Source organism: Pseudarthrobacter chlorophenolicus (assembly GCF_000962805.1).
Classification (GTDB): domain Bacteria; phylum Actinomycetota; class Actinomycetes; order Actinomycetales; family Micrococcaceae; genus Arthrobacter; species Arthrobacter chlorophenolicus_A.
The window spans coordinates 23,119-42,296 of record NZ_JZTW01000002.1 but is presented as its reverse complement, the minus strand read 5'-3'; the positions used below and the strand labels follow the sequence as shown (position 1 = coordinate 42,296).

The window sequence follows — 19,178 nt, the reverse complement described above, 5'->3', positions numbered from 1 at the left end:
CCAGGGGGAGGTGTCAGCTGGCCTGCCAGATGTCCGGGCCGAAGACCTCGTAGTGGATGCGGGTTGCCGGAATACCGGCATTGATGGCCTCGTTGCGGATGTTCTTCATGAACGGCAGCGGACCGCACAGGTACAGGGACGCGTCGGCGGGAAGATCCACTTCGCGCAGGGACATGAATCCTTCCTTCGCCCCTTCCGCCGGCTGCTCCAGCCACAGCTGCAGCTCGGCACCGTCCAGGCGCTCGACGTCGTCCGTCATCTGGCCGCGCAAGGCCCAGCTGTCCAGCGTGCTTTCGGCGTGCAGCACCAGCACTTGGCGGTCCGTCCCGGATTCGGCGAGCGAGCGCAGGATGGAGGCCGTGGGGGTGCAGCCGATGCCTGCGGAGGCCAGGACCACCGGGCCGTCGCCTTCCTTGAGTGTGATTTCGCCGTACGGGTTCGAAATTTCGAGGATGTCGCCCACCTGGACATCGTTGTGCAGGACGGGGGAAACCTCACCGCCGTCGTCCTTCTTGGTGGTGAAGCTGCGGCTGGTGCCGGCTTCGCCTGACAGGGAGTACTGGCGCACCTGGCGCAGGCCGTCCGGAAGCTGGACCTTGACACTGACGTACTGGCCGGGGAGTGCTTCGGTGATGGGGGTGTCGTCGGCAGGTTCCAGGGTGAACGTCATGGACCCGACGCCAGCCGGGGTCTTGGCGGCCACGCGCCACGGTGACCACATCTTGCCGTTGGCCTGGGCCGCATACAGGCCCTTCTCCAGCTTGATGAGGGCATCCGCCATGAGCCAGTAGACCTCCGTCCAGGCTTCGGCGATCTCGGGAGTTATCACCTCGGCGAGGTCCTCCGCGATCGCTGCGAACAGGTGCTCGTAGACCACTTTGTACTGCGGTTCGGTGATACCGAGGGAGGCGTGGCGGTGGGCAATGCGGGACAGTACGGTTTCCGGCAAGGTGCCCGGGTTGTTGACCAGGTGGGTGGCGAAAGCGGCGATGCTTCCGGCCAGGGCCTGCTGCTGGCTGCCGTTGCGCTGGTTGGACCGGCTGAAGAGGCCGTCAAGGAGTTCGGGGTGGGCGGCGAACAGGCGGGCGTAGAACTTGGGCGTAATGTCGCCGATCCGTGATCCCACCAGCGGCAGTGTGGCTTCGATGACGGGGCGGGATTTATCCGAGAGCATTGCGGACTCCTGAGGTTGGGACCGGGGCCTTCGTCCGGCCGTGTTGAAATGCTTGCATTTCATATACAAGTATTTCTGCCTCAGTTCTACACCTCGTAGAAGTTTGAAATCAAACTGGGATAACGCTCCCGGCTTTAACGGGTGGGGGCCCGGCTACTGCCCCGGCTGAACGCCCGGACGGAGGGGCTTCGGGAGCCCGGGGCGGAGGCCGATCATCTCGAACACGGGAGCCATTTGGCGGGACCCCGGCAGGTCGGCAATGACTACCGGGTCAAGCTCGCGGTAGAACGCCTCGCGTGCCCGGGCAAGGGCTGCGCGCAGCTTGCACTCATTGATCAGCGGGCAATATCCCGTGGCGGACATGCAGTCCGCCGGGTCCGTGCGGGTATCGAGTTCGCGCAGGATCTGGCCAACGGTGGCCGTCCTCCCGGCGCTGCTCAGCCGGGAACCGCCGGTGCGTCCCCGCTCCACGTCGATCAGCCCCATGGTGCGGAGCCGGGCCATCGCTTTGCTGACGTGGTTGTAGGGCGTCCCCACGGAGTCGGCAATGTTCTGGGTGGTCAGGAGCTGGTTCCCGGGCGCAGCCGCCAGGACCATCAGTGCCCGCAGGCTGACGTCGGCAAACGCGTTGATCTTCATGGCGCGGCGCCTGGTCTAGTCCACCCAGATGGCGGGTTCGTTGGTGTCGGCCTCGAGTTCGCCGAACTCCCAGGTTTGGGTTTCGGCGTTTGCCGCGTAGGGAAGCACAGCGGCGAACACTGAGCCGTCCCGGTGCTCGGCGGCAACGTGGACGGCGTCGGAGTCCTCCTCCACCAGCAGGATGTCGCACACCACGGCAGCGGCACGGTAGTCATCCCGGTTCTGCTTCAACAGCGCGTTCAGGTCGCCGATCATGGCGTCAGCATCGAACTCGTCGCCGCTTCCTTCCCCGGCATCCGCCGGGGAAACGGCCACCAGCCGCACCTCGCCGTCGTTCTGCACTGTGAGGGCGAACGGGAGGAAGCCGCCGGCGCGCTGAAGCTGCTCCTGGGCGGCGCTGACGCCGGTTCCAAGGAGGTTTTCAAGGTCCGCCGCCGTGGCTTCGGGGACAGAGTCGCGCCAGCTTTCCTGTCCCGCCGCCGCGGGCCCGGTATGGTCAGCCATGGCCTAGGCCCGCACGAGTGCCAGGACCCGGTCCCGGACCCGTTCCATGGTGGCCTGGTCGGTTGCTTCGGCGTTGAGCCGCAGGAAGGGCTCGGTGTTGGACGGGCGCAGGTTGAACCAGTAGCTGCCGTCGTTGGCCGTGAAGGTGCTGCCGTCCAGGGTGTCGATGGTGATGTCTTCGCCGGCGAAGTCTGCACGCACGCGCTCTACGGCAGCCGGATTGTCGTCCACTTCGGAGTTGATCTCCCCGGAGCTGACGTAGGGCTCGTACTCGCGGCCAAGCTCGGACAGCGGGCCGTCCTGCTCACCCAGTGCTGCCAAGACGTGCATGGCGGCCAGCATGCCGGTGTCGGCGTTCCAGAAGTCGCGGAAGTAGAAGTGTGCCGAGTGCTCGCCGCCGAACACCGCGCCTTCCTCGGCCATGACTGCCTTGATGAAGGAGTGGCCCACGCGCGTACGGACGGCCCGGCCGCCGTCGTGCTCCACCAGTTCGGCCACGGCGCGGGAGGTGAGGAGGTTGTGGATGATCGTGGGGGTGGCTTCGCCCTGGGCTTTCGCGCGGGCAATTTCGCGCCGGGCCACCATGCCGGTAACGGCCGACGGCGAGACGGGCTCGCCCTTTTCGTCCACCACGAAGCAGCGGTCGGCATCGCCGTCGAAGGCCAGCCCGATGTCCGCGCCGTGCTCGATGACGGCGGCCTGCAGGTCCCGGAGGTTTTCCGGCTCCAGCGGGTTGGCGGGGTGGTTCGGGAAGGAACCGTCCAGTTCGAAGTACAGCGGAATGATGTCGAACGGCAGCTTGGGCAGCAGGGCGTCACCCAGCACGGCGGGCGTGGTCAGCCCGGCCATGCCGTTTCCGGCGTCCACTACGACCTTCAGGCGGCGTGATCCTGAGAGGTCCACGAGCTTGCGGAGGTACTCGGAGTATTCCTTGAGGACGTCGCGCACACCAATCTGGCCGCGCTGGCCCGCAGCCGGGATGGTCCCGGTGCTGAGGTAGTGCTCGGCCAGTGACTGGATGTCCTTCAGCCCGGTTTCGGAGGAAATGGGGACTGCGCCGGCCTTGGACATCTTGATGCCGTTGTAGCCGGCGGGGTTGTGGCTCGCGGTGAAGGTGGCCCCGGCCCGGTTGAGCAGGCCGCAGGCGAAGTAAAGTTCGTCGGTGGAGATCAGGTCCAGCAGTTCCACGTTGGCGCCACGGGTGGCAGCGCCGTCGGCGAAAGCTTTGCTGAACTCAGGGGAGGAGGGGCGCATGTCGCCACCCACCAGGATGGTCTGGCCTTCGAGCTGCAGGACGTCCACGAACGCGGCCCCCACGGCTTCGACGATTTCGGCGGTGATCGATTCGCCCACGATGCCGCGGACGTCGTAGGCCTTGAAGGATGCCGAAAGGTCAAAAGTCGTTGTCTGTTCGCTAGTCACGGGCTTTATCTTACGTGGACCCGTGCGGTGCCTGTGGAGGGCAGGAACCGGGCTGGCGATTGTGACGCAATGGATCTGTGGGCCTTTCCACATATCCGCTGTACAGGGGCCAGCTGTCAGGGGTGGCTGGGATACTGAATCAATGGTCGATAACCGGAACGCCACCCTTTCCCAAACCGATACTGATTCAGACGCAGCTTTTACGGCCGACACTTCCTTTGCGCAGCCGTCCGCTCCGGGCGGATCCGGTACCGCCACCCACAGCCAGGCACTGGCGGTGCTGCGCGAGCTGGTGGGAAACTCCGGGGCGGATTTTCACGACGGCCAGTACGAGGCCATTGAGGCGCTGGTCGACGGCGGCCGGCGGACCTTGGTGGTCCAGCGCACCGGCTGGGGAAAGTCCGCAGTCTATTTCGTGGCGTCCCTGCTGCTGCGCCGCCGCGGAGCCGGCCCCACCCTGATCGTGTCGCCTTTGCTGGCGCTCATGCGTGACCAGGTGGCGGCCGCAGCCAGGGCCGGTGTAAGTGCCGTGGCCATCAACTCGGCGAATCAGCTCGAGTGGGACAGTGTCCGCGAACAGCTTGCGGCAGACCAGGTTGACGTTCTCCTGGTCTCGCCGGAACGTTTGACCAACCCTTCGTTCCGGGAAAACCAGCTGCCGGAACTGATCCGGCGCACCGGACTGCTGGTCATCGACGAGGCACACTGCATCTCGGACTGGGGCCACGACTTCCGCCCTGATTACCGCCGGATCGCAGACCTCATCGAGCAGTTGCCGGATTCGGTGCCGGTGCTGGCCACCACTGCCACCGCCAACTCCCGTGTGGTCCACGACATCGAAGAGCAACTGGGCGCCGGCGTCCTGACCATCCGCGGCGCCCTCGGCCGCGATTCGCTGCGGCTCGGCGTCCTGGCGCTCCCTGACGCCCGGCAGCGGCTGGGGTGGCTGCTGACCCATCTGTCGGACCTGCCCGGCAGCGGCATCATCTACACCCTGACCGTTTCCGCCGCCGAGGACACCGCCCGGCTCTTGGCGGAGGCGGGCCACGAAGTGCTGTCCTACACCGGCCGCACCGACCCCGCGGACCGGGAACGCGCCGAGCAGCTGCTCAAGGACAACCAGGTTAAGGCCCTCGTGGCCACATCTGCACTTGGCATGGGGTTCGACAAGCCGGACCTTGGGTTCGTGGTCCACCTCGGGGCGCCGTCGTCGCCGGTTGCCTACTACCAGCAGGTGGGCCGTGCAGGCCGTGGGGCCGCCAACGCCGACGTCCTGCTGTTGCCGGGCTCCGAGGACCGCGACATCTGGCAGTACTTCGCCACGGCGTCCATGCCTTCGGAGGAGAAAGCTGCCGCTGTCCTGACTGCGCTCGCCGAGGCGGGAAGTGCTGTGTCCACAGTGGCGCTGGAAGCGCGGGTGGACCTGCGCCGGACCCCGCTGGAGCTGCTGCTCAAGGTCCTCTCCGTGGATGGGGCCGTGGAACGGGTCGGCGGTGGCTGGCGCTCCACCGGGCGGCCGTGGGTCTATGACGCGGAGCGGTACCAGCGCATTGCCGAGGCCCGCGTCGATGAGCAGGACTCCATGATCATCTACCAGGACACGGCCGGGTGCCGGATGGAATACATCACGTCAGTCCTCGATGATGAGACCGCCCATGCCTGCGGCCGGTGCGATAACTGCGCCGGGCAGTGGTTCCCCGTCGACGTCGCAGCCGATGCCACGAACGCGGCCGGGCAGACGCTCAGCAGGGCAGGCGGCGTCCTTGAGCCGCGGCTGCAGTGGCCCAGCGGCATGGACCGGCTGGGCGTTCCGGTCAAGGGAAAAATCAAGCCTCCGGAGGCGATCTCCGAGGGCCGCGTCCTGGCCAGGCTGACCGACCTTGGCTGGGGCGGCGCCCTGCGCACGATCTTCGCCGCGGGCGCGGAAGACCGGCCGGTGGACCCCGCCATGCTGCAGGCCTGCGTCCAGGTCCTGCGTGAGTGGGGAGCCGGTGATTCGCGGACTGCAGGTTGGAGCGGTGGCGGCCGGCCGGCCGCGATCGTGAGCATGCCGTCGCGCAGCAAGCCGGAGCTGGTGGAATCCCTCGCCCGCGGCATCTCCGACATAGGCCGCATCCCTTACCTCGGCGGCCTGCAGTTGGCCCATGGCGGCCCCACAGGAAGTCGGGGCGGCAACAGCGCCTACCGGTTGGCCGGGGTCTGGGACCGGGTGGTGGTCGGCCCGGAACTCGAAGCGGCGTTGGGTTCCATCCAGGGGCAAAGCGTGATGCTGATCGATGACCTGGCGGACAGCCGGTGGACGCTCACGGTCGCGGGGCGTGCCCTTCGGCAGGCCGGGGCCGGGGCTGTGCTTCCGCTGGTCCTGGCGCAGGCCGGCTGACCGCTGCTCCCGCATGCCGCGGGAGCAAAACACTGTCCACCGTGCTTGCCAGCATCAGGGCTGCCATGGCCAGGAAAGCTCCGCGGTAGGGACCGGCGTCGTCCTGGGGAAACGAGCCAAGCCCGTCAAAGATCCTGATGAGCAGGGCGGCCACGGCGATCCCGGCGCCGGTGGCGAGCTGCACCAGGGTTGCCGAGACGGTGTTGGCTGAGGTGAGCTGCGCGGGGACGATGTCGGCGTACTGCACCGAGGCGTAGGACGAGAACCCGATGGAGCGGAACGCGCCGCTGCAGACCAGCAGGGCAAACGTCAGCACCTGCGGGGTATCCGGGGTCAGCAGGGCGCACAGTGCAAAAGTGGCTGCTGAGGCGAGGGAAGCGAACACCAGCATGGCCTTGAACCCGAAGCGGCGGATCAGGGGAGTGGTGGCGGGTTTGATGCCGATGTTGCCGATAAAGACGGCGGCCACCATGGCGCCGGCGTGGATGGGGGTCCAGCCAAAGCCGGCCTGGAACATCAGCGGCAGGAGGAACGGCACGGAGCTGATGGTCAGCCGGTAAATGAATCCGCCGGTAGCCATCGCGCGGAAGGTGCGGGTCCGGAACACCCCCAGGTTGAACAGGGGGTTGCTGGCCCGGCGCATCCAGAGCACGGCCGCGAGCAGGGAGGCAGCACCTGCGGCAGCACTGATGCCCGCCCAGGGGCTGCCAGGGTGGGAGCTGGCCAGTTCAAGGCCCACCACCAGGGCACCGACGCCCAGCGTGGTGAGGAATAGCCCGGGCCAGTCCAGCCGCCGCCCTTTGTCTCCAGCGGACGATGGGACCAGGCGAAGGGCCGCCAGGAAGGCCGCCAGTCCCAGTGGGAGGTTGATCAGGAAAATCCAGTGCCAGGACAGGTAGGTGGTGAGTGCACCGCCCACCAGGGGTGCGAGGACCGGGGCCAGCAGGCCGGGCCACACAAGGAACGCCGTGGCCCGCAAGAGCTCCGATTTAGGTGTACCGCGCAGCACCACCAGCGTTCCCACCGGAACCATCATGGCGCCCCCGGCTCCCTGGGCGATGCGGCTCAGCGTCAGTGTGGTGAGGTCCTGGCTGAGGGCACAGGCCAGTGAAGCGACGGTGAAGATGGCAACGGCCAGGCAGAAGACCCTTCGCGCCCCGAAACGTTCGGCCAGCCACCCGCTGATGGGTATGCCGACGGCGACGGTGAGCAGGTACGCCGTCATGGTGATATTCACGTCTGCCGCGGGAACACCGAAGTCGGCTGAAATATTCGGAATGGCAGTGGTGAGGATGGTCCCGTCGAGGAACTCCATAAAAAAAGTTGCCGCCACCAGAAGGGCCAGCCGTGGGCTCCATACCTGCGCGGCATCCCCGTCCAAGCGGGGCCGGTCTCTTTCTGCCATCCGTTTATCCTGCCACCAGGCAGCCTGCGCCAGCAGAGTGCGTCCGGTCCCCGGACTGCCGCGGCGGTGCGGGGCGGGCTCTGGCGTCTGGCCACCCTGGGTCAGACGCTTGTCCGCCAGACCATGCCGTCAGCCTTCTGATTCGCGAACAAGGCCAGTAACAAGCCCGGGACCGCGCCCGCAAAACCTCCCCGGGTACGCAAAAGGCCCCGGTCCAGGGACCGGGGCCGAACGCGGAGACGGGGGGATTTGAACCCCCGGTGGAGTTGTGCCCCACACTTCATTAGCAGTGAAGCCCATTCGGCCGCTCTGGCACGTCTCCAATTGCTATTCCTAGCCCACCAAGGATACGCAGATCCGGCCATGCAGTGCAAAACGGCTGCGGCCGCGCGACACGGGAAGACTGGCCGGGCCCGATCAGCCTAGGCAGCGGGCTGGGCCGGGCGCACCATCCTGATCTCGGGCAGGTCCTCCCAGTCCGCCAGGGTGTCCTCCACGCCGTCCGGTTCGAAGCCGAACCGCCGGTAAAAGCCGATGGCCCGGCTGTTCTCCGCGGCCACCCAGAGGCTCGCTGCCCGGCTGCCCAGGGCGGTGACGATCAGCTGCCGCCCCAGGCCCAGGCCCTGGTGGGACGCCAACAGGTACAGCCCCCACAGTTCCAGGGGGCCGGACTCCGGCGGCGGGTGTCCGTCCTGGGAATCCTGTGGCGGAACTGAACGGGTGCCAGCGAAGCCGACTACCGTATCGCCGTCGCAGGCCACCCACGCGTCGGCGGGGTCCGGGCGGTCCAGCAGGTGCCGCCACAGCGCGAGGCGGCCCTCCCGGTCGGCAGCAGCCAGAAAGGCGTCGGACAGCATCCCGCGGTAAGTTTCCTGCCAACACCTGATGTGCACGTCCGCGAGCCGTTCCACATCAGTGGCAACCGCCCTGCGGACCGAGACCGAGGGCCCCGGCACCGCAGACCCGGGCACCGCAGCCCCCGGCACCGCACGCCCAGGCATTGCGGGCCCGGGGGCCGCCATTACGACGTTCCGCCCGCCAGCGCCTTCCACAGGAAGTGCTGGCTGCGGGCCTGCAAAGCTGCCGCCTGCCGGTTGTCTGATGCTCCAGCGTGGCCGCCCTCCAACGCCTCGTGGAACCAGACGTTGGGGATGCCCATGGCGAGCATGCGGGCAGCCATTTTCCGCGCCTGGACCGGGCCCACGCGGTCATCCGAGGTGGCAGTCCAGATGAACGTTTCCGGGTATTCGATGCCGTCCTTGAGCAGGTGGTATGGGGAGAAGGTCCGGATGTAGTCCCACTGCTCCGCGACGTCCGGGTCCCCGTACTCGGCGATCCAGGAGTGCCCGGCGGACAGCTTGGTGTACCGGCGCATGTCCAGCAGCGGCACGCCACAGGAGACGGCCCGGAACAGGTCTGGGTAGCGGGTCAGCATGTTGCCCACCAGCAGCCCGCCGTTCGAGCCGCCCACGCAGCCCAGGCGCTCGCGGGAGGTGACGCCCCGGGAGATCAGGTCGCGTGCCACCGCGGCGAAGTCCTCGTAGGCTTTGTGCCGGTTTTCCTGAAGGGCGGCGCGGTGCCATGCAGTCCCGTATTCGCCGCCGCCGCGGATGTTTGCCACCACGTAGACGCCGCCACGGGAGTGCGGTGCCTCGCCGCCGTCGACCGGCAGCCCGGTGGTCCGCCGCTCCAGCCACGCCCGCCCCACTGTTCCGCTGTAGGCGGGCGTCCGGGAGACCTCGAAGCCGCCGTAACCGGAGAGCTGGGTGGGGTTCTGGCCGTCAAGGGGCAGGTTATGGGAGGAGACCTGGAAGTACGGAACCCGTGTGCCGTCGTCGGAAACCGCGAAGTGCTGCTGGACCTCGTACTCGGCGTCGGAGAAGAACGACGGCGAGGACTTCACTTCCGTGTGCCGGCTCACCACGCCGGGTTCCCCGGCATCGTTGCGGCCGCGTTCCAGCGTGCCGCGCATCAGGGTGCTGGGGGTGGTAAATCCGGTGGCGAGCAGCCAGAAATCGTCGCCCGCACCGCCGGCGGCCGCTGCTTCATCCTCGTCGTCCACGGCATAGGCGTTGACGTCATGCAGCGGGGGGCAGGCATCCAGAAGTGTGGACGCCCAGGCGGAGCCGTCCCCGAAGGACCCGTCGGCGGCGTCCGCCGGGCGGGACGGGTCCAGCACCCGGATTTCCGAGGACACGTCCCTCAGGAGGTTGAGGAGCAGGAAGTTCCGCGTCCAGCTCCACGACTGCAGCGATGTGTGGGCGTCCGGCGTGAACAGCACCACGAGGTCCCGCCCGCCGGACAGGTAGTCCTCGAAGTTGGCGGCCAGCAGCGCGCCGGCCGGGTAGGTGGTGCCATCCAGCGCCCAGTCCCGCTGTGGCCGGAACAGCAGCCATTCGCGGTGGGCGCTGGCGTTGACGTCGGTGGGAACGTCGATGGCCACCCACGAACCGTCGCGCAGCACCAGGTTGGTGCGGTTGAAGAAGTCGATGTAGTCCACAGCGAAGGTGCGCTCGAAGCCGGGGGTGGAGTCGTGCGCCACCACAGCCATCATGTGCTGCTCGGGTACCTCGAACAGCCGGGGTGCAGCGGCCAGGGTTTCGCCGCGTTTCAGGGTGACGCCGGTGCGGGCGTAGGAGGACGCCGTCCTGGGCAGCCCGTCCGCCGTGGAGGAGACCAGGAGGGTGTCCGCGTCCAGCCAGGACACGTTCCCCTTCGCCGTCGGCAGGTCAAACCCGCCCGCCGCCGGGTCAACAAAGGTGCGGGATTCGACGTCGAACTCCCGGTAGCGGTTAGCGTCGCCGCCGTCGGGGGAGAGCGCCAGCAGTGCGTGCCGGTAGGGCTCGCCCGGGGCCGGCCGCAGGAACGTGGCGCCGTGGAACACCCACTCCTCGCCTTCGGTGGCGGCCAGGGCGTCCACGTCCAGCAGGACGTCCCAGTCGGGGGAATCCGTGCAGTAGCTGTCCCAGGTGGTGCGGCGCCACAGGCCCTTGGGGTTCTCCCGGTCCTTCCAGAAGTTGTAGTACCAGTCACCGCGCTTTCCCACCATGGCGATCCGGTCGGTGGAGTCCAGCACCTCCAGGATGCTGCCTTCGAGCTCCGCGTAGTCGGCGTCCTCCAGGAGATCCTCCGTGCGCGAGTTTTGCTCCTTGACCCAGGCGAGCTGCTCTTCGCCGTAGATCTCCTCGAGCCACACGTTTTCGTCGGTTGGCTCCGGCGCTGGGCCGCCGTTGCCGCCCGGGCCGGTGCCCGCAGGCCTGCCGTCCGTGGGGGTGTTGCCGTGGCCGGACGCTGAATCAGCTGCAGTGGTGGTCATGCGCCCCATCCAAACAACATCCGCTCGGGGGTGGCAAGTCAAGCGGCCAGCCCTTCCTCTTCAACACAAGCCCGTACTCTGGAAGGCGTGGAAAATACGCAGAGCATCCGGACCGCCATCATTGGTGCCGGCCCCCGGGGGACCAGCGTCCTGGAGCGCCTGCTCGCCCATGCCAGCCACCAAGCCGCTCAGTCAGGAGACGGCGGCGCTGCCTTGCGGCTCCACATCGACGTCGTCGACCCCTATCCCGCAGGTCCGGGGCATGTCTGGCAGCCGGGGCAGTCACGGCTATTCCTGATGAACACCCAGTCCTTCTACCCCACGCTGATTCCCGAAGACCCAGGGTTGCCCGCCGCCGTCGCCGGGACCACCTTCGACCGCTGGCGCGAACGCCAACAGCAGGATCCACTCCCGGCCCTCACCGCGGATGAACGCGCCGAACTTGCCGTGCTCGGGTCCAACGACTTCCCCAGCCGGGCGATCTACGGCCGGTACCTTCGCTCCACACTGCAGGACCTTCTGGAAAAGGCGCCCGACGGCGTCACCATCGACTTCCACGAAACGTCCGCATTGTCGGTGCACCCGGCGGGTGACGGCACGTTCGACGTCGGCCTGGCCACCGGTGAGACCCTCCGCACCGGTTCCGTGGCGCTGGCCCTGGGGCACATCCCGTCCAGGCTCAACCCCGAACAGCGTGAACTGCAGGCCTCAGCGGCCCAGCTGGGGCTGCGGTACCTGCCACCGGCCGTGCCCGCTGACGTGGACTGGGCACAGATTCCGGCCGGCGAGCCTGTCCTGGTGCGCGGCATGGGGCTGAATTTCTTCGACACGATGGTCCAGCTGACCGAGGGCAGGGGCGGCAAATTCACTGCCGGCGGCCCGGCCGGCCGGCTGGAATACGAGCCCTCCGGCCAGGAACCGTTCATCATCGCCGCCTCCCGCCGGGGGGCCCCTTACCGGGCCAAAGCGGCGCTGGAGGGCTATTACGCCTCCTCGGTCACCCTCCGCTACCTCACCGAAGCGGCGATGGACCGGTTCCAGGCTGCCGGAATCCGTCCGGGCTTCGACCACGACCTCTGGCCCCTCCTGCACCGCGACACCCTCTGGGCCTACTATTCAACCCTCGTGCGCTCGCAGCCTGGCGCCGTGCCGGACAGTACAGCGTTCCTGGCCGCACTCGAGGAGGCCCTGCACCCGCACGCGCACAGCGCCGCCAACTGGGAAGACGCCGTGGACAGCGTGCTGGCCATCCACGTGGGGCCGCGCCACCGGCTGGATCTCCAGGGGCTCGCCGCGCCTCTTGCAGGGCGCACTTTCGCGTCGCGCCCCGAGCAGGACGCCGCCGTCGTCGAATTCCTCCTGGACGATGCCCGCCGCTCCTCGCTCGGCGAGGATGACCCCGTGAAGATGGCCATCGGTGCCCTGCACCACGGCCGCGCGGTGCTCAAGACGGCAGTGGCCGACGGCGGCATCACCGACGAATCCTGGGTGGCCGGCCTGCGGGGCTGGTTCGAGTCGTTCGTGGAAGGGCTGGCCAGCGGGCCGCCGGCGCTGCGCTCGGAGCAGCTGGCCGCGCTGGCGCGGGCCGGCGTGGTCAGCTTTGTGGGCCCGGACCCGAAATTCGGCGTCGACCGCAAAGCCGGAACCTTCACCGCTGCCTCTCCCTGGGTGGAGGGCCCGCCGGCCGCTGCCCGGACCATGGTGGAGGCGTTGGCACCCGGCAACCGGGTCTCGGCCAACGACTCTCCGCTCCTGCAGCAGCTGCTCAAGGACGGGCTGGTCCGGTCCAGGCACATGATGACCGCCGAGGGGGCGCCGGTACAGTCCACCGGCCTGGATGTGGAGCCGCACCCGTACCGGCCCGTCGCCGCCAACGGGTCGGTCACCGAGGGGATGTACGTGCTGGGACTGCAGCTGTCCTCCGCCCAGTGGGGAACCGCGATCGCCGCCGAGGCGCACCAGCCGGGCACCCCGGCCTACCGCAGCGGCCAGCGCACCCTCCGGGACGCCGACGAAATCGCCCAGGCCATCCTCCGCCGCTAAACCCGTCAACGCGCGCTTTGTTGTGGCGGTTTGCCCGTCAACGCGCGCTCCCGCCCCGCCCGGCTCCGGCCGTTTGGAAGTCCTGCCCGGGCAGATCGGCGCACGGGAACCACGGTGCCACGTAACAGGGCTTCTTTCCCGGCAGAAATATTAGGTCCGGGTTCCTCCTTGGCGGTCCGATGCGTGCCGGCATGACTTGACGTGCCCGCTGCCGGGCACCCGACCGGACGGCAAAATCCGCCGGGGATGCCGGACATCGGCCAACCCTGGGTCCGCCGAGCCGGTCCCCGTGACCACTCGTGAAGCGCGTGGCGGACCTTTTCCTTACGGACCATGAACGCCCGCCGCCCGAATGTGACACGGGGTTTCGCAGGCGTTCTCCGTGCTGCCCGACAAGGCTCCGAATAACCCCGCGTGGCAGCACATTTCTTGGGATTTCCTGCGGAGAACCTGCCTCTTCTGCATCCCCGTGAGCTCTGCTCTAGTGGTTGCCACACGCAAACCCAACCACCTGAACTGAGCCAAACACCCCCAAGCGAAAGGCAAGGAACACCCATGACCACCGTTACCGAAACAAAGCTCGAATTCGCGAAGCTCGGCTCCCGCATCGGCGCCGAAATCCGCGGCCTGGACCTCAGCGCAGACCTCAGCCCGGGCACCGTAGCGCAGATCCGCGAGGCCCTCAACGTCCACAAAGCGCTGGTCTTCCGGGAAGCGAACGTGCTGACGGACGAGGACCAGGTCCGGTTTGCCAGCCACTTCGGCCCGCTCACCAACGCCCACCCCACCGTCGCATCGGTGGAGGGCAAACCCGCTGTGCTGCCGGTGGACAGCGAGAACGGCAGTGCAAACAACTGGCACACTGATGTCACCTTCGTGGTGAACCCGCCCCAGGCGTCCACCCTGCGCAGCATCACCCTTCCGGACTACGGGGGAGAAACCCTTATTGCCTCCTCCGCCGGCGCCTACCGGGACCTGCCGGACGAGCTGCGCAACTTTGCCGACACCCTCTGGGCCATCCACACCAACGACTACGACTACTCCCGGCCCAAGAACCTCGAACACGCCAACGCGGAGGAGCGGCGCAAGGAGTTCACCCGGATCCACTTCGAAACCGCGCATCCGGTTGTCCGGGTCCACCCCCTGACGGGTGAACGTGGCCTGTTCATTGGCGGTTTTGCCCAGCGGCTGCGGATCGTGGGACTGTCCAACACCGAATCAAAAGACATCCTGCGGATCCTTCAGGCGTACATCACCCGCCCCGAAAACGTGGTGCGGGTGAACTGGGAACCCAACCAACTGGTCCTGTTCGACAACCGCATCACCCAGCACTACGCGCCGGACAACTACGATGGCCAGCCGCGCAAACTCAACCGCGTGACCATTGCCGGTGACGTGCCGGTAGGCGTGGACGGGCGCAGCAGCACCTCTATCAAGGGCGACTCGTCCACGTACTCGGAAACCGTCGTCGTGCCCTGAGCTCTTGGGCACGCAGCGCGGGGACGAAGCTCCCGCGCAATGAAAAGGGGTGTCCCTCCCGGCCAGCTGGCCGGGAGGGACACCCCTTTCTTGTTCTATGCCTTACCGGCGCAGCATCAGCCGCGCAGGCACTGCTGGTACTGGAGCCAGGCGATGCCGTAGCGGATCCAGCCCAGGACGTCGTACCACTTGGCCGGCTTGGTGGGTGCCGTGCACGCAGGCGGCAGCGGCGTGGTGGCCGCCACCTGTACCGCGATGGTCACCTTCGTGCCGGACTCCGCAGCGGTGAGCACCAGCGTTGCAGTACCGGCGGCTGCACCTGCCGGAACGGCGAAGCTGACGGTGGCGGATCCCGCCGATACCGGCACGGTTCCCACCTGGGTGGCCTTGCCGGCTGAATCGGTGAAAACGCCGGCGAGCGCGGTGTTCACCGGGCTGCCCAGCGAGGTCAGGTCCAGCTTGGAGACCGCCAGGTTGACCGGTTCGCCGGGCTTTACCTCGGCGGCAGTGGTGTTCACCACGGCCACTGAACGGCGGGCAAAGTCCGGGGCCACCGGGCTGCTCTTCTGCAGGTAGCCGATCCACGCATCCCGGTCCACGAGGCCGGAATCGCGCGTATTGGCTCCCTGGGTGAAGACCCGGAAGTTGTCACCGCCGGTTGCCAGGAAGCTGAACGTGCCCACCCGGTAGGACTTGGCAGGATCCAGCACCTCACCGTTGACCCGGATTGAGGTAATCCTGTCACCGGCGGTGCGTGCGGCGTCGTAGGTGTAGTTCACGTTCTTGGACAGGCCAAGCTGCAGGTACGCGCGGCTGGGGACCGTGCCGTCGGCGTTGGTCTGCCACTGCTGCTCCAGCAGGGTCTTGAACTGCGCTCCGGTCAGGGAGGTGGTCCAGAGGTTGTTGACGAACGGCAGAACGGCGTTCGCTTCGGCATAGGTGATGGTCCCGTCCGGAGCGTAGTACAGCTCGTTGCGGAGGCCGCCGGGGTTCACGACGCCGATCTCCGCCCCGCCCAGTTCGGCCGGCTTGAGCGAATCGAGCAGTGAGTCGGCCACCAGGTTGCCCAGGGTTGACTCGCTGCCGCGGTCATCGCGCTTTGCGGTTCCGGTGGCGTCGGTGCTGAAAGCGGTGGTGATGTCCTTGGTGACCGAGCCGACAGGCTGGTTGCCTACCTCGGCTGCGGCCGCCAGGGCCTTCTGCACGATGGAATCCACAGCGGCCACCCGCGGGTAGGCCGCGATCAGGTCCGCGGCCGCATCAGTGGTCCGCTTGACGTTGCCGGCCTTGTAACCGGTGACTTCCTTGGTGGCGGTATCCACGGTCAGCTGGATCTGGCCCACGTTCTCGCCGTAGTTGCCGGTCTGCACGATGGGCCGGGTCTTGCCCTGCACACCGGGGACGGGGGCGTCCCAGGCATATTCCTTGTGCGTGTGGCCGGTGAAGATGGCGTCCACGTCTGCGGTGGTTTCGGTGACCAGCTTCGCGAACGGGCCGCCGGCTGCCACTTCCTGCTCCAGCGTGGAGCCTTCCACCACACCGGACCCGGCGCCGTCGTGGTTCTCCACGATGATGACGTCGGCGAGGTTGCCTGCCTTGATCTTTGCTGCGGCCCGGTTGATGGCCTCCACCGGGTCGCCGAACTCGAGGTCGGCGATGCCGGCCGGGGTCACCAGGGAGGGGACTTCCTGGGTGACGGTGCCGATGACGGCCACCTTGATGCCGTTCATGTCCAGCACCGTGTACTCCGGCAGGACCGGTTCCGTGGTGCCCTTCCGGTACACGTTGGCACCGAGGTACGGGAACTTGGCGTTGCTGCCGCCTGCAATGACGCGGTCGCGCAGGTCTGCCCAGCCGCCGTCGAACTCGTGGTTGCCCACTGCCGAGGCCTTGAGCTCAAGGGCGTTCAGCACATCGATGGTGGGCTGGTCCTTGGCCACGGCGGAGGCAAACAGGGACGCGCCGATGTTGTCGCCGGCGGAGAGGAATGCTGTTGCTCCGGGGGCGGCAGCCGCCCGCAGCTTCTCGATGGTTCCGGCGAACTGGACGGTGTTGGCGTCGATCCGGCCGTGGAAATCGTTGATGCCCAGGAAGTTCAGGTCAACGCTGGAGGGTGCGGACTTCAGGTCCAGGCCCACCACCACGGGGTCGTGGTCGCTGGCGCGGAACTGGTCCGGTGCGTAGTAGTTGGTGACGTTGTTGTTGTAGCGGCTGTATTCCAGGGCCACGGATTCGACGGAGTTGATGTTCCAGATGTCCGCACCGGTCACCACGCCGTTGGCTGCAGGGGAGGCCAGGATGTGGTCCAGGGACCCCACCAGGCCGCCGAAGAGGTACGAGTGCTTGGAGGACCCGTCGGCGTTCTTCGCCTTGTCGTCCTGGTTGACGTAGCCGGCGGCCGTCAGGACGTTGATGGGGTCTTCCTTGCCGTAGGAGTTGAAGTCACCGATCAGGAAGACCTTGTCGGTGCCCTTCGACTGCTGCAGCGAGGTGGCGAAGTCCAGCAGGGACTTGGCCTGGGCGGTGCGGGCAAGGTTGGAGTTTCCTTGGCCCTTGTCCGTGTCGTCCGGCGTTGCGGCGGAGCCCTTGGACTTGAAGTGGTTGGCGATGGCGATGAATTCGGTGCCCGCGCCGCCGCCCACGGGCTTGAAGACCTGGGCCAGCGGCTTGCGGGCGCTGGCAAAAGCGGTGGTGTCGTTGTGGATGATGGATTCACCCATGGGTTCTGCGACGGCTTTTTTGTAGATGAAGGCGGTGCGGATCATGTCCTCATCGGCCAGCGGGGGTGCGTTCGCGGGGGAGCGCACGTAGTCCCAGATGCCGGGCGTGGGAATGTTCAGCGCCTCCACGAGCTTGGCCAGGGCGTCATCCCGGTTCTTGCCGAACTGCGCGGAGTTCTCAATTTCCATGAGGGTGACCACGTCGGCGCCGGTCTTGGTGATGGCGGCGACGATCTTGTCCTGCTGCCGCTGGAAGTTCTCGGCGTTGGCGGCTCCGCGGGCGTCGCAGCCGCCGCGGACGGTGATGGGGTTGCCGGCACGGTCCCCGTAATAGGTGCAGCCGGTGAGGGTGTCCCCGGTGGTGGGGAAGTAGTTCAGCACGTTGAACGAGGCGATCTTGACGTTGCCGCCCACGGGTGCGGGGGCTTCGGTGCGGGTGGCGCCGAAGCTGGCCGGCTGGACCGTTGCCTTGTTGGCGTCGGTGAGGTGGGTCAGCGGTTGCAGCTTCCAGGACTCGTTGGCGTAGCCCAGCACCACGTTGGTGGTGAAGGTGGCGGGAGAGCCGACGCGGACCGGGTCCGTGGTGGTGAGGTAGGGCAGCACTTCGGCCTTGGTGGCGGCGTCCTTGAGGAAGTTGGTGCTGGCGCCGTCGTCGAGCTTGATGCCGCGGGACGCGTTGTCGGCAACGGCGGCGTTGTACTCCGCAGAGCCGTACGGGGCGACGGCGGTGGGCTGCACCAGCGGAGTGGTGCCGCCGGCCAGTCCGATCTCGCCGTACTGGTTCAGGCTGTAGTTGTCCGTTACCGTCAGGGGTCCCTGGGGTGCCAGGAGCATGCCTTCCAGCGACTCGCGGAACGCCTCGGTGGCGGGCAGGGTGAAGATGGTGGGCTTCACCTCGGGCGCCGCCTCAGTGAGCTGCGTGAGCCCGGCTGCCGCTGTGACGTTGACCTGGGTCATGCCGTAGTACTCGGCCACGGTACCTGTCACCTGGACATAGTCGCCGGCCTTGACCGAGCCAACGGTAGCGGGGGAGTAGACGAAGATGCCGTCCGAAGCCGCGTGGTTCGTGGCCGTCAGGTCGCCGCCGGTGCCGGGGGTCTGGATGTAGTAGCCGTTGAGGCCGCCGGTGGGGAATGCTGCGGTGACCTTGCCGCGGGTGGTCACCGTGGTGCCGGCCAGCGGGCTGGCGGTGCCGGTGCCCTGGATCTCGGCGATGGTCTTGGCCACAGGATCCGGGGTGGGGTCAGGATTCGGCTCGGGGTCTGGCGCGGTTCCGCCGGAGGATACCGGGGTGATGGTGGAGCTGAGGCTGAAGTCGGTGGCGTTGTTGTTGCTGTCCGCTCCGCCGGCCCGGTTGAAGCTCCGCACGTCCGTGTTGCCTGTGGGGGCCGCTGCGGCCTTTGTCTCGAACGTGTTGGAGGTCCCGTAGCCCAGGAGGTCAGCCACACCGGCGGATTCCACCGCGGAACCGGTGGGAAGCACGACGGCGGAGGGCTGCTTGGCGAGCACGATGGTCCCGGAAGTGCCGCTCGGGTTCAGGCCGGTGACGGCGTCGGGCTTGGGCAGGTCCGCGCCGTTGGTTCCGTTGCTTCCGCCCTGGACCAGGTAGTACCCCTTGGCCGGGATGGAACCGGACAGTGCTGCTACGCCGGTGGGCGCTGCAGTTCCGGTGGCGGAGCGGTACTGGACCGACCAGCCGTCCAGTGACACCGGGGCGTCCGAGGAGTTGTAGAGCTCCACGAACTTGTTCTTGTAGGCGGCGCCGCTGCTGCCGCCGCTCAGGTAGGCCTCGTTGATGACAACGGGCGATGTGCCTGCCGCGGCTGAGACCTCCGCGGCCGTGCTGTCCGCTACCGCAGGCAACGCCATCAACGGGGCTGCGATGAGCCCCGCCGACAACGCTGTGCCCAGCGCTAATTTCCAAGGTGTTTGATGCATCCGCTCTTACTTTCATGAGATTGTCCCCGGTGGGGGACCCATTGGAGTATGTCCGGGTTGTACCGATCGGACTGGGGCCGGACCCTGCTCCTGGTCAAGTGGTTGTCCGGCATATCCCAACAGCACTGAATGAACGCAAAGTGGCCAGTGCGTGCATT

General features: G+C 67.4%; 11 protein-coding genes and 1 tRNA gene. 3 read left to right on the top strand and 9 right to left on the bottom strand.

The window, feature by feature from the left end; all coding sequences use genetic code 11:
- Positions 1-13: 13 nt before the first annotated feature.
- From UC32_RS03640 to UC32_RS03625, 4 genes are all read right to left on the bottom strand, one after another.
- Positions 14-1,174: a globin domain-containing protein gene (locus UC32_RS03640; protein ID WP_045729912.1), complete on the bottom strand. Its 1,161-nt coding sequence runs from the start codon at positions 1,172-1,174 to the stop codon at positions 14-16.
- Between the two features lie 153 nt (positions 1,175-1,327).
- Complete coding sequence (locus UC32_RS03635; RefSeq protein WP_045729911.1) at positions 1,328-1,813, bottom strand: RrF2 family transcriptional regulator; 486 nt, start codon at positions 1,811-1,813, stop codon at positions 1,328-1,330.
- A 15-nt stretch (positions 1,814-1,828) separates the two neighbouring features.
- Entirely contained in the window at positions 1,829-2,317 is a 489-nt protein-coding gene (locus tag UC32_RS03630) for a hypothetical protein (RefSeq protein ID WP_045729910.1), read from the bottom strand.
- A 3-nt stretch (positions 2,318-2,320) separates the two neighbouring features.
- Entirely contained in the window at positions 2,321-3,739 is a 1,419-nt protein-coding gene (locus UC32_RS03625) for a phosphomannomutase/phosphoglucomutase (protein ID WP_045729909.1), read from the bottom strand.
- A 142-nt stretch (positions 3,740-3,881) separates the two neighbouring features.
- Here UC32_RS03625 and UC32_RS03620 point away from each other — a divergent pair, with 142 nt between their 5' ends.
- The gene (locus UC32_RS03620; RefSeq protein WP_045729908.1) at positions 3,882-6,119 is read left to right on the top strand and encodes a RecQ family ATP-dependent DNA helicase; all 2,238 of its coding nucleotides are present in this window, start codon (positions 3,882-3,884) and stop codon (positions 6,117-6,119) included.
- On the opposite strand, the gene UC32_RS03615 is transcribed toward UC32_RS03620, so the two are convergent.
- The 4 genes from UC32_RS03615 to UC32_RS03600 form a co-directional block, all read right to left on the bottom strand.
- Positions 6,043-7,524, bottom strand: a complete 1,482-nt coding sequence (locus tag UC32_RS03615) for an MFS transporter (RefSeq protein ID WP_045729907.1) — start codon at positions 7,522-7,524, stop codon at positions 6,043-6,045. The genes UC32_RS03620 and UC32_RS03615 overlap by 77 nt on opposite strands.
- Positions 7,525-7,758: 234 nt before the next feature.
- Positions 7,759-7,846: transfer RNA gene (locus UC32_RS03610), tRNA-Ser, on the bottom strand.
- 100 nt (positions 7,847-7,946) lie between these two features.
- On the bottom strand, positions 7,947-8,381 hold the full coding sequence (locus tag UC32_RS03605) for a GNAT family N-acetyltransferase (protein WP_235423581.1): 435 nt from the start codon (positions 8,379-8,381) through the stop codon (positions 7,947-7,949).
- A gap of 164 nt (positions 8,382-8,545) precedes the next feature.
- Positions 8,546-10,840 carry a prolyl oligopeptidase family serine peptidase gene (locus UC32_RS03600; protein ID WP_045729906.1) on the bottom strand — a complete coding sequence of 765 codons (2,295 nt, stop codon included), beginning with the start codon at positions 10,838-10,840 and terminating at the stop codon, positions 8,546-8,548.
- Positions 10,841-10,927: 87 nt separating this feature from the next.
- Between UC32_RS03600 and UC32_RS03595 the strand changes: the two genes are divergently transcribed.
- On the top strand, positions 10,928-12,883 hold the full coding sequence (locus UC32_RS03595) for an FAD/NAD(P)-binding protein (protein WP_045729905.1): 1,956 nt from the start codon (positions 10,928-10,930) through the stop codon (positions 12,881-12,883).
- A 555-nt stretch (positions 12,884-13,438) separates the two neighbouring features.
- A complete protein-coding gene (locus UC32_RS03590) occupies positions 13,439-14,362 on the top strand; it encodes a TauD/TfdA dioxygenase family protein (protein WP_045729904.1) in 924 nt (307 codons plus the stop codon).
- Between the two features lie 116 nt (positions 14,363-14,478).
- Here UC32_RS03590 and UC32_RS03585 read toward each other — a convergent pair whose 3' ends face one another.
- Positions 14,479-19,020: an ExeM/NucH family extracellular endonuclease gene (locus UC32_RS03585; RefSeq protein WP_045729903.1), complete on the bottom strand. Its 4,542-nt coding sequence runs from the start codon at positions 19,018-19,020 to the stop codon at positions 14,479-14,481.
- Between the last annotated feature and the right edge of the window lie 158 nt (positions 19,021-19,178).

What these genes read in the sequence shown, in the direction of transcription:
- UC32_RS03640 (WP_045729912.1), bottom strand. Translation starts at nt 1,174, where the DNA reads ATGCTCTCGGATAAATCCCGCCCCGTCATCGAAGCCACACTGCCGCTG.
- UC32_RS03635 (WP_045729911.1), bottom strand. Translation starts at nt 1,813, where the DNA reads ATGAAGATCAACGCGTTTGCCGACGTCAGCCTGCGGGCACTGATGGTC.
- UC32_RS03630 (WP_045729910.1), bottom strand. Translation starts at nt 2,317, where the DNA reads ATGGCTGACCATACCGGGCCCGCGGCGGCGGGACAGGAAAGCTGGCGC.
- UC32_RS03620 (WP_045729908.1), top strand. Translation starts at nt 3,882, where the DNA reads ATGGTCGATAACCGGAACGCCACCCTTTCCCAAACCGATACTGATTCA.
- UC32_RS03615 (WP_045729907.1), bottom strand. Translation starts at nt 7,524, where the DNA reads ATGGCAGAAAGAGACCGGCCCCGCTTGGACGGGGATGCCGCGCAGGTA.
- UC32_RS03605 (WP_235423581.1), bottom strand. Translation starts at nt 8,381, where the DNA reads ATGCTGTCCGACGCCTTTCTGGCTGCTGCCGACCGGGAGGGCCGCCTC.
- UC32_RS03600 (WP_045729906.1), bottom strand. Translation starts at nt 10,840, where the DNA reads ATGACCACCACTGCAGCTGATTCAGCGTCCGGCCACGGCAACACCCCC.
- UC32_RS03590 (WP_045729904.1), top strand. Translation starts at nt 13,439, where the DNA reads ATGACCACCGTTACCGAAACAAAGCTCGAATTCGCGAAGCTCGGCTCC.
- UC32_RS03585 (WP_045729903.1), bottom strand. Translation starts at nt 19,020, where the DNA reads ATGCATCAAACACCTTGGAAATTAGCGCTGGGCACAGCGTTGTCGGCG.